We start from the raw sequence: 11,157 nt of genomic DNA, 5'->3' as shown, positions 1-11,157 counted from the left end.
TTGCGTAATTAAGAAAAAGAATCCCTTGATATAGAAGAATTCTCTTGACTAATGGTAGAAAAAAGAATGAAACATTAACGTCCCATTCTCCTCAGATTTACTTAATCATTATCATCGTTCAGATTTTCATCGTGTAAGAAAACATCCAAGACACCCTGAACCATGTCCCATTCGGCTTCGTCTTCAATCGGCATCAAGTCGCCTGAAGTTGCGTCACCATTGTTGTCAGGTGTGTAAGCAAATGGATAAATATCCACCTGTTCATCCTCTTGCGCGCCAGCTGGAATCAGTAGCACATAAGAACGATCATAATCTTCAGAATCAAAGGTAAATAGAATTTCGTACAATTCTTCGTTGCCATTTTCGTCGGCCAAAGAAATCTGCCGTTGTTCATCTGCGAAATCACTGAAATCAATGATGTTGTTATCCTGATCTGCCATAGGCCCTCCTATTGTTGCGTTAATTTGCCTTTTGCATCTAAATAATTCTGTAAAATGACAACACTTGCGAGTTTATCGATGACTTGTTTACGTTTCTTGCGAGAAATATTAGCTTCCTCGATCAACATTCGTTCAGCTTGCACCGTCGTCAACCGTTCATCTTGAAAATCCACCGGCAACCCAAATTTATGCTCCAACCGCTCACCATAATATTGCGAACGTTTCGCACGGGGTCCCAATGTATTATTCATATTTTTCGGCAAACCCAATACAAAACCAGTTACCTGATAATCCTCGATCAGCTGCTTGACTCGTTTCAAGCCAAGATTCTCGTTAGCCTCATCGATCGGAATGATCTCAACACCTTGAGCGGTCCATCCGAGTTCGTCGCTGATTGCGACACCAACGGTTTTCGAGCCAACGTCTAATCCCATCAGTCGCATTTTAACGTTCCTTATTGAGATATGAACGCACTAATTCTTCGATGATCTCGTCGCGTTCGTGTTTAAGGAGCAAGTTACGAGCATCATTATGACGAGGAATGTAGGCAGGATCGCCTGACAATAAATACCCGACAATTTGATTGATCGGATTATAACCCTTCTCCTCTAAAGAATGATAAACGCTTTCAAGTGTATCCTTAATATTTTTTCTTGACTCATTATCATTAAAAGAAAAGGACATCGTTTTATCCAATTCACTCATGACTGTCACCTCACTCTTATTTGATGATACCTGAAATATCATCAAAAAACAACGTTTGTTACGATTACGTAATCTTACTGTTATGTTACAAAAAATAGTTGTCCATTGCGTAACCGTTGAAAATTTATCGTTGTTATTGAAAAACATAAAAATTTGATCTACCTCCGGTAGAATTTGTGGTGGAAACAGTGGGCTGCTGTGGGGCCGGTTACAGTATTTTGAAAACCCACCAAAATTCTTCCACCTTCGATTGAAGCTTTTCCAAGTTCGGGAAAATCTCCAATACGGCCCTTCCTGTAAACTCACACAACCCGCTCGTTAACAGAAATTTCACTGCAGCACTGTTCCCACCACAAATTCTACCTAGTCTATTCCAAATGGAAAAATCCCGCTCAGTTATTTAAATCCTACTTTAAATCAATTTAAGTTTAGGTCAAAAGTGCTGGGGTAGTCAGTTGTGGCAGTGATAACCATGTTGGTGAGGTGATTTTCCTCGCCTTACATGATGGATCGATTCGAGACTCGGTGTTTTTCCAAGGCTCAAATCGAAGCTCGGAGCTTTTCCCGTACTTGGAAAAGCGAAGAGCGGTCCCACAGCCACAAACTGACTATCCCAGCACTTTCGACTGCAGGTAGATCAGTATTTTTAATTTTATCGGTTTTACTTACTCAAAAATTCCTTAGCTTGTTGCAAAGCCGCTGGTAATTTATCTGGCAACTTACCACCAGCCTGAGCCATATCTGGGCGGCCACCACCACCGCCACCAATTACTGGTGCGATGTTTTTGATCATGTCGCCGGCTTTGAGACCTTTTTTAACCGCCTCTGGTGTGACCGCAACTAACAAGTTCGCCTTGCCATTCTGTGACGTACCCAAAACCAGAACGTCACCGGCTGGCTTGTTGCGCCAATTGTCTGCTAACTGCCGTAATTCATTCATGGTGACGTTTGGTACCAACGCGCTAGTCAATTGCCATTGACCTGCAGTTTCTGTCTGTAAAGCGTCGTTAGCCTGTTCTTGAGCCGCTTTGGCTTTTAGATTCTGGAGATCACGTTGACTATCTTTGAGTTCTTGTTGTAAATGAGCAGCCTTGGTTGGCAATTCTTTTAATTGGGTCACTTTTAAATCAGCCGCTAATTGATGCAACAATTGATCTTCATTGTTTAAATAATCAAAGGCTTCTTTGGCAGTTACCGCTTCGATTCGACGAACACCCGCACCAGTGGCAGATTCGGACACGATTTTAAACAACCCGATTTCGGCCGTGTTGTCGACGTGAGTCCCGCCGCAAAGTTCCATCGAATAATCGCCGACACGGACCACGCGAACGCGTTTACCATATTTTTCACTGAATAAAGCAATTGCGCCTAACTTTTTAGCATCATCCAACGGCATTTCTGTGGTCGTAACTGGAATTTCATCCCAGATTTTTTCATTAACGATTTTTTCGATTTGAGCTAATTGATCCGGTGTCACTTGACCCATGTTGTTAAAATCAAACCGCAAATAAGTGGGCTCGACCAATGAGCCAGCCTGATGCGTATGCTCACCTAAGACGTCGCGCAGAGCCTGATCCAGTAAATGCGTCGCCGTATGATTGCGACGAACTTTCATTCTGAATTCGCGATCAACGGTTAATTGATATGACTCACCAACTTTTAATTCACCACTGACTTCAACGGTGTGCAAATTCTGACCGTTGGGCGCATGTTGGACGTCCTTAACCGTGGCGACTTTTTCACCGGCCTGATTCAAAATCAGACCCTGATCAGCCACCTGACCACCCATCTCTGCATAAAATGGCGTCCGGTCAAAAATCAATTCAGCCTCACCAGTCGTTACTGTTGCAACTTCTTGATCATCAGCCAAGGCAACAACCAACTTGGCATCTGCAATCGTCAAGTGCTCGTAACCATCGAACTTGCTGTCAGCTTTGATTTCCATCAACGTTTCGTTTTGAGAGCCCATGGATTGGCGATTGCCGCGAGCAGCACGTGCCCGATTTTTCTGTTCAGCCATAGCTTCATCGAATTCATTCTCGTTAACTGTCAAGCCTTCATCAGCCGCATACTCCACCGTTAATTCAATTGGGAATCCATAAGTGTCGAATAATTTGAAAGCATCACGACCATTGATCACTGTTTCGCCGGCAGTTTTTTGCTTAGCACTTAAATCATTGAGTAAAGCCAAGCCGTCCGTCAAAGTTTCACTGAAACGTTCCTCTTCGGATTTGATCACCTTAGCAATAAATCCTTGTTGCTCAGCGACTTCTGGATAATAACTGTCCATGATTTTACCGACCGTGGGCACGAGTTCGAAGAGAAATGACTGCTTGATGCCCAAACGTCGACCATTCAGAACAGCACGACGAATGAGACGACGCAAGACATAACCGCGTCCCTCATTTGAAGGCAACGCGCCATCGCCGATTGCAAAACTAACAGCACGTGCGTGATCCGCAATGATTTTAAACGCGACGTCTGTCTTTTTATCCTGTCCATATTTGAACTGACCACTAATTTTCTCAGTTTGATGAATCAATGGTAAGAATAGATCGGTTTCAAAATTCGTCGGTGCATGCTGCAAAACGGAAACGACCCGCTCTAATCCCATCCCCGTATCAATATTCTTATGTGGTTGTTCAACATAAGTGCCATCTGGCAAGTGATTGAATTCAGAAAAGACAATATTCCAAATCTCCAAATAGCGTTCGTTCTCGCCACCAGGATAATTTTCAGGATCATCATCAGCCACATTGTTAAATTCTTGACCACGGTCATAGAAAATCTCTGAATCTGGGCCACTAGGACCCTCACCAATATCCCAGAAATTATCTTCGACTTTAACCAAATGATCCTCTGGTAAGCCGACAACTTCATGCCAAATCCGGTAAGCTTCGGTATCTTTTGGATAAACGGTCACATAAAGATTGGCCGGATCCATATCGAGCCACTTAGGCGACGTCAGAAATTCCCACGCCCACGGAATCGCATCCTCTTTGAAATAATCGCCGACAGAAAAGTTGCCCAACATTTCGAAGAAAGTATGATGGCGAGCAGTTTTACCGACATTTTCAATATCATTCGTCCGAATACTCTTCTGTGCATTCGTGATCCGTGGATTTTTAGGAATAACCGTGCCATCGAAATATTTTTTCAACGTGGCAACCCCAGAATTGATCCACAATAAAGTTGGATCATCTTTAGGGATCAATGACGCACTAGGTTCAACATCATGCCCCTTAGATTTGAAAAAGTCGAGAAACGATTGTCGAAATTCGGCACTAGATAATTCTTTCATAATAACTTCCTTCCTGATTTCCGTTGCAACTAAATAAAAAACACCGCTGCATTTCAAGGACGCCTAAGCGCGGTACCACCTTGATTGCAACGATGCGATTCGTTAACCTCTTAATTATTGTATTCAATTCGAAAACATTATGGAGAGCATTGTTTGCTCAAACTGAGGACCTCACACCAACCGATCCCTCGCTAAACAGTCGTCACAACAACATATTCCAAGTCAAAGATATTATAGTTAAAATTGATCAAGAAGTCAAACAGCGTATTGTGGCGGAACACATCCACCCATTCATGCGCGATTAAACTCCGCGATATTGAATTGTAAGTCCTTTTAAGAAATTGCGCGCATACCGATCGCCACAAACCATATAATTTCGGCGACCCTCCTTACGCAAAATCGCACTGATTTCATTTGCCGAAGCTTCAACACCTGCTAAATGTAAAACATCTAAAATATCTTCACTCGTCAATGATAACGCAATGCGGACCTTCTTGAGCATGACGTTGTTCACACTATCTTGGTTCGTAATTTGAAATGGATTCGGTGGCGTAACCCCCGGCTTGAGCGTTTGTTTCCCACGTTTAAAAATAATCAGACCATTCAAAAAAGTTTCCAATTGCTTGGCACTACAAACTGCATCTCTTAACCAATCTTCATCGGCGGGCTGTTTTTTCAACAGATCCCCCAACTCAACGGGACTGATTTCCATCCCGCCGAGCCGAAAAATCTTGATCATTTCTTGATCCGAAAGATCCAGTGCGTAACGTAACCGGATCAAAATATCATTATTATTCATGTTATCTCCTAATCTAAAACAAATTGCTCCCAAAACATCCTTACGGCTCACCTCAATACTGGCGCATGCCTGCCAACCAGAGCAAAAAGGATGACAAGCCCAATATCGATAACTAAAAAAATGGAAGTACCCGAAAAAGCCAAGAGAATACTAACGAAAACCAGCAACACAACCACGCGCCAAGAGCAAGCATAAAAACAATCATCGCCAAAGTAAATCGAACGGTTTTGACATACATTTGCTCCTCAAATTTCGAAAGTGCCAGGTTCAGCTTTTGATTATATAGCCATTGCTCGGCTTTAGAACGTTGTTGCTGGGACTTATTCAGATATTGATCTTGCTGAATAAGTCTCATTTTGACTAAAAAAAAGCGAGAGCAAGAAGTTCAAGTATTAAAATAAATAAAGTATTCAGCATAGCGATACTCACGATCTTTCAACACAAAATTCATACCCGTTCCAGTAAAGCCTAATCTAATTGCACATTAAAAACTGGCCGGTAAGCAAGATTCTCTGTCAAAATGGGCTCATACGTTGCTGCGTACTGCTGAAATAATGCACTCGCCAATTCACGTTCATCCGAAGTTTCCACAAACAATGGATTCTGTTTGATCAGTTCAGGATCATCCAATAATTCCCATTGTTGTGCCTGCTTAAACGCCACACCATAACCCATCTGATCGTAAATCACCGAGTGCAGATCTTGATTCAATGGCAATTCGAATTTAGCCACACCAGCAGTTGCTGCATACTCCCACTGATTGCGCGTGGGTAAATTACAACCGTTACGTCTTAAAAATTGACGCAAGTCAGAATACGACCATTTTTCTTGCAAATAAATCGGCACCGATTCACTTTCGGTCGTTCCAAAAGTTAAATGTTCTGTTTGAATCGTTGTCGGTGGTGTCGCAAATGGATTCAATGAAGCCTTCTGACGCGTCCGCAGTAAATAATCGTCGATTTCTGATTGATACTCGCGTAATAATTTCATTTGGCCAAAGGTTTCACCATTGACGACGTTTAATTCGCCTAAATAATAATGATTTGCGTTCACCGCCGTGCGGGCGATCAAAAACGGACTGACCGCAACTTCTTCGCCATTTAAATTAGCCCGTAAATTTCCGGGCACAAAAACAAAGGTTTGCCCATTTAAATCGGCTTGGCAAGTTAACAACGTTTGATTGCGATACTGCATTTGTAACGGGCGAATATTTGCCACATGCCATAATGGATTAATAAAATAGCGCAAGACCTGTTCGAAAATCAACTGCCGACGTTGATCGCTGATTTCTCGCCAAGTTGGTAAATATAAGTCGTTTTCATTCATCGCTTATGTGACTTTCTGACTGCTCGCTGTTCTTGACGTGCATCAATCTTACGTTTTTGTTGACGATCTCTCGTAATTGCCTTTTTGATCTTATTACGATAACCGGGCTTGCGTTTAATTTGTTCTTTCCGCACTAAACCGATCATTTTTGGATCGAGTTTTTCTTTGGTGGCTGTCCGTGATGTTCGTCGACGACGATCATATGAATCGACGATTTGATCTTTTTGCAACGCTTTAGGCGTGAATTTAATTCCTAGCGATTCAATTTCGCTGACCCGACTTTCTTCTTCGGGACTGTACAGCGTAATTGCTGTGCCATCGAGGCCATTACGACCCGTACGACCCACACGATGAATGAAATATTCGGTATCCTTGGGAATCTCATAGTTGATCACCAAAGACACACCAGGAATATCGATACCACGCGCAGCTAAATCAGTCGCAACAACATATTGGTATTCCAAGTTTTCGACTTGCTTCATCACACGCCGACGTTCACGAGGCTCGAGACCACCATGGATCTTAGCCACTTTTAGGCCATCTGCTTTTAATTTATCGGTCAAATCATCAACCGTCTGCTTCGTATTGGCAAAAACTAATGCCAAATATGGCTGGCCGATCGTCAATAACTTATAGATCAAATCCGCTTTGTCTTTCCCACGTGTTGCAAACAACCAATTATCCACATCGGGATTAATCACTGTTTTAGGCGCCAGAATGATTTGTTGAGGTTGTTGTAAATATTTACGTAGGAATGGTTGTAATTTATCGGGAATTGTTGCCGAGAAAACAGCCGTTTGCAAGTTTGCGGGCATTTTACTAGCAATGGCATCGACGTCTTTCAAAAAGCCCATGTCTAAAGTCATATCGGCTTCATCGATCACTAAGAACCGCACGTGATCGACACGCAACGCCGCACTCGAAATCAAATCTAAAATTCGTCCAGGTGTGCCGACAACAATGTCAGGTTGCTGATGATGCAATTTTTCGATTTGACGTTCTTTGTCACTACCACCGACAAATAAACTCATTTGCCATTCTTCTTCGCCGCTAGCTTCAAGTAATTGTTTCGCTAACTCATGCGTCTGTGCTGCCAATTCGCGACTAGGTGCGGTGATCACCAACTGAGGAAACTCGTGACCTTTTTCCAGCATACTTAGCAATGGCAATAGGAAGGCGTGCGTCTTACCACTACCCGTTTGTGATTCCACGATGGCATCGCGACCAGCTAATAATGTGGGGATAACTTGAATTTGGACAGGCGTTGGTTCGCGGAATCCAATTTTCTTCAAGCCTTGTTGCAATGATTCTGTTAATTGAAATGATTCAAAAGTTGTACTCATAAAATTCCTTTCGTGTTGAGCATGTCAGTGACACGCTGATCTTGACCGAGTTTCAAACTGATCTGTGAAACTCGCTCACTAATTCGTACTGTCCTGATAGGCTTTACCAGCCGAAATCAACTCGGCGATGATCTGGTCAATTTCTTTGGTATCTGCGGCATTCGCGCCACTTGCTAACGGATGGCCACCACCATGATGGGCCTTGGCAATTTCGTTGATGACTGGCCCCTTAGAACGGAAATGAACCCGATAAGTGCCGTCTTCTTTTTCAACAAACAGCGACCACAAGAGGACTTCGCGCAAACGACCCGGTGTGGAAACGACCGAATTAACCTGATCATCTTTAACGTTCAGATCGGCTAACATTTGCCGTGTAATCACTATATGTGCGGCACCATTGCCGTCAAAAATCAGCTTGTCATAAACAACCGACTGTAATTTCGCCTGATTCAATGAAATCTCATTCAGATTCTGGCTCACATCACTATGGCTGAATCCATGACCAACTAGTTGGGCTGCAACCTCAAAGGTATGTTGCGAAGTATCAGAATATAAGAAACGACCAGTATCACCGATGATCCCCGCATACAGCACGCGCGCAGCTTCTGTGTTCAATTTCAACTGACCGTTACTCGCATTGACGAGATCGACGATAATTTCTGAACAGCTGGAGGCCGTTGTGTCAACGTAATACATATCTCCATAAGCATCGTCATTAGGATGGTGATCGATTTTGATCAGATAATTGCCCGTATTGAAACGCTGATCACTCACACGCGGCGTATCCGCCGTATCCGTCACAATTACCAACGCATCTTGGTAAAAATCGTCCGCAACTTCTTCTGGTTGATTGATCCAAGTTAAATCGCCGACCGGACTGCCGACAATTTTGACTTTTTTATCCGGAAAACTAAATTTAATTGATTCGGCTAACCCAGACTGTGAACCTAGTGCGTCAGGATCTGGATTAGCATGACGATGGATAATAATTTTATCGCTAGCCACAATTTTTTTAATAATATCTTGTAAACTTGAATTCATAAAAACACTCCTTGTTTGTTAACTTAAATATCTTCAATGACTTGGCAAGTCACAATGGCTTTGGCTGCCAGCGTATGATCAGACATCACATCAATATCGAATGTCGTTCGCCGACGATTGGCATTGACCACTTTCAATCGAATTTCAACTTCATGATCGATCTGAACTAAGCGGAAATAATTCAAATCGATTTGATCGACCATACTCGCTTTTTGTTGATAAACGCGCAACGATCGCGTCGTCGCCAAGGTCAATAATTCCGATAAGACCCCAATCGACAGCGCGCCAATTTCATTAGCCATCTGTGGCGTCACATGTACACCCCAATTAGGAAAAATCTGCTCGGCGTCCTTCACTTCTTGTTCAATCGTATAAAGTGACTCGCTGACTTGATATTGGAGTGTCCATGTTCGTTCGTGTGAAAGCGGCAGATCATGTCCTTGAACGCTAGCGCGATTGACGATACCCACTAAACTGAAATCTCGATCAACAACGGGTATTAAATCAATTGAATTAGAGGTGAGTAAATGAATCGCATTTGCTAAAGAAGTATGCCGAGTGACCGTGATTGGGTTTTTAACCATCACCTTATCCAGCAAGGTCCCCTCGCTAAAACCGTGAATATCTTGCAGCGTCACAATACCAACCAAGCGACCTTTATCGGTGACCACGGAAAAACGTGTATTATTCGTACTCCGTCGTAACGCCTGATAATCGCTGACCTTTTGTGTCTGCCGCAACACTTGAATCTGTTCAACAGGCTCATAAACATCCGCAACAGTCATAATATCTTGCTTAATATTTTTATTTGAAATCTCCCGATTAATCAAGCTGGCAACGGTAAACGTATCGTAGTTCGTGCTGATCAGTGGCAACTCGGCTTCATCCGCCAAGCCAATAATTTCGGCATTAGCTTGAAAACCACCCGTAATCAAAACGGCCGCACCATGTGTGAGCGCAATTTTTTGTGCGCCATCGCGATTACCGACGATCACTAACGACATCGGCGAAATATAAGGAATCATCGCGGTTTCAGTCATGGCACCGATCACGAACTTATTCAGCGTTTTATTAATTCCCAATGCGCCACCAAGCACACGTCCATCGATCAAATCGAGAATATCTGCAAAAGAAAGCTCATCGAGTTTCTTCGGCCGATCTTTTTCAATTCTGACCGTCCCCACACGTTCAATTGTTGCGACCAGACCACTCGACTCGGCCGACTTGATTGCGCGATAAGCGGTACCCTCACTCACTTTGAGTTCACGCGCAAGCGCCCGCACTGAAACTTTGCGGCCAATCGGCAAGCTCTCTAAGTAGTGAATGATTTCTTCGTGTTTTGTCGCCAAAAAATCACCAACTCCAAATTGATGTATTATAACAGACCTAATAACTGTTTCATTCCTTCGTTAAGTATATCTGTTTTGGCGCTTAAAAACAATTCAGAGTTCGTGTTGGTTGCGCTATATCACGGGTTTAGACAAAATTGATAGGCATCACGTTGGAGATGACATTTAAAACTTCAAACTGATTCATGAAGGCTTTGTTTGCGTGAGGTAGGATTTAGTTTGGTTCCATCAGAACGCTCCAGAAAATAGTTGCGCCTCGCTGTGGGGATGACTTCAAGCCTTTTGAAGCCCACAAAAGTCTTGAAGATCACCCTTGTTCTAGCGGGACTATAGTTTTGCGGAAAACTAAATTCTTGCGTAACTCATCCGAGAACATTTAGAAAATAATCTGGTCCCGCAAGAACAATTTCACTGCGAGTCGCAACTTTTTCTTCCGCGTTCTGACTCATCTCGGCAGTTTTTTAGTGGTTACTCAAGTCAACGTCTAGTCCCGTGCGACTAATTTGTACCGCAACTTTGATTTCTAGAGGACGAAAGGCGGACGTGATGACCATTCCGACTTTTAAGCTGAACTGTTCTGAGCAAAGACAACAATGTCTAACAAGTTCGAGGAACACTGTTATTCAGATCCTCCACTAAATAAAATACGTTTAGGCAGAAGTTGCGGAAGAAAATAGTGGGATTGCAGTGGTATTTCTGTTAACGAGCGGTCTTTGTGAGTTTACAGAAAGGGAAAATGTGAGATCCGACGTTTTTCCGGAGCTCACATTTTGGGCGGAAGAATTTCGGGTCTACACTTTCTGGTGTTGGTAAAACTAATACCAGTTTTTATTTGCCAAAATAAATAGGACAT

Annotated in this window: 9 protein-coding genes; all 9 read right to left on the bottom strand. The window is 43.0% G+C overall.

What is annotated here, in order from left to right; genetic code table 11:
• Window positions 1-101: 101 nt before the first annotated feature.
• Window positions 102-440, bottom strand: a complete 339-nt coding sequence (locus EKM67_RS09785) for a DUF1292 domain-containing protein (protein ID WP_125578829.1) — start codon at window positions 438-440, stop codon at window positions 102-104.
• A gap of 8 nt (window positions 441-448) precedes the next feature.
• The gene (ruvX, locus tag EKM67_RS09780; protein WP_125578828.1) at window positions 449-883 is read right to left on the bottom strand and encodes a Holliday junction resolvase RuvX; all 435 of its coding nucleotides are present in this window, start codon (window positions 881-883) and stop codon (window positions 449-451) included.
• Window position 884: 1 nt separating this feature from the next.
• Complete coding sequence (locus EKM67_RS09775; RefSeq protein WP_125578827.1) at window positions 885-1,145, bottom strand: IreB family regulatory phosphoprotein; 261 nt, start codon at window positions 1,143-1,145, stop codon at window positions 885-887.
• 661 nt (window positions 1,146-1,806) lie between these two features.
• Window positions 1,807-4,446, bottom strand: coding sequence for an alanine--tRNA ligase (alaS, locus tag EKM67_RS09770; protein WP_125578826.1), 2,640 nt, complete (start codon window positions 4,444-4,446; stop codon window positions 1,807-1,809).
• 301 nt (window positions 4,447-4,747) lie between these two features.
• Window positions 4,748-5,245: a YehS family protein gene (locus tag EKM67_RS09765; RefSeq protein ID WP_125578825.1), complete on the bottom strand. Its 498-nt coding sequence runs from the start codon at window positions 5,243-5,245 to the stop codon at window positions 4,748-4,750.
• A 468-nt stretch (window positions 5,246-5,713) separates the two neighbouring features.
• Complete coding sequence (locus EKM67_RS09760; protein WP_125578824.1) at window positions 5,714-6,571, bottom strand: hypothetical protein; 858 nt, start codon at window positions 6,569-6,571, stop codon at window positions 5,714-5,716.
• A complete protein-coding gene (locus EKM67_RS09755) occupies window positions 6,568-7,914 on the bottom strand; it encodes a DEAD/DEAH box helicase (protein ID WP_125578823.1) in 1,347 nt (448 codons plus the stop codon). The genes EKM67_RS09760 and EKM67_RS09755 overlap by 4 nt, the downstream gene beginning before the upstream one ends.
• 78 nt (window positions 7,915-7,992) lie before the next feature.
• Window positions 7,993-8,955 carry a DHH family phosphoesterase gene (locus EKM67_RS09750; RefSeq protein WP_125578822.1) on the bottom strand — a complete coding sequence of 321 codons (963 nt, stop codon included), beginning with the start codon at window positions 8,953-8,955 and terminating at the stop codon, window positions 7,993-7,995.
• A gap of 23 nt (window positions 8,956-8,978) precedes the next feature.
• Entirely contained in the window at window positions 8,979-10,304 is a 1,326-nt protein-coding gene (locus EKM67_RS09745; protein WP_125578821.1) for a DRTGG domain-containing protein, read from the bottom strand.
• Between the last annotated feature and the right edge of the window lie 853 nt (window positions 10,305-11,157).

The sequence above is a fragment of the Lapidilactobacillus mulanensis genome (assembly GCF_003946215.1).
Lineage (GTDB): Bacteria > Bacillota > Bacilli > Lactobacillales > Lactobacillaceae > Lapidilactobacillus > Lapidilactobacillus mulanensis.
The sequence above is the reverse complement of the archived record's forward strand: the minus strand, read 5'-3'. Positions and strand labels throughout refer to the sequence as shown.

Coding starts and splice junctions, on each gene's coding strand:
- EKM67_RS09785 (WP_125578829.1), bottom strand. CDS start 440: ATGGCAGATCAGGATAACAACATCATTGATTTCAGTGATTTCGCAGAT.
- ruvX (WP_125578828.1), bottom strand. CDS start 883: ATGCGACTGATGGGATTAGACGTTGGCTCGAAAACCGTTGGTGTCGCA.
- EKM67_RS09775 (WP_125578827.1), bottom strand. CDS start 1,145: ATGAGTGAATTGGATAAAACGATGTCCTTTTCTTTTAATGATAATGAG.
- alaS (WP_125578826.1), bottom strand. CDS start 4,446: ATGAAAGAATTATCTAGTGCCGAATTTCGACAATCGTTTCTCGACTTT.
- EKM67_RS09765 (WP_125578825.1), bottom strand. CDS start 5,245: ATGAATAATAATGATATTTTGATCCGGTTACGTTACGCACTGGATCTT.
- EKM67_RS09760 (WP_125578824.1), bottom strand. CDS start 6,571: ATGAATGAAAACGACTTATATTTACCAACTTGGCGAGAAATCAGCGAT.
- EKM67_RS09755 (WP_125578823.1), bottom strand. CDS start 7,914: ATGAGTACAACTTTTGAATCATTTCAATTAACAGAATCATTGCAACAA.
- EKM67_RS09750 (WP_125578822.1), bottom strand. CDS start 8,955: ATGAATTCAAGTTTACAAGATATTATTAAAAAAATTGTGGCTAGCGAT.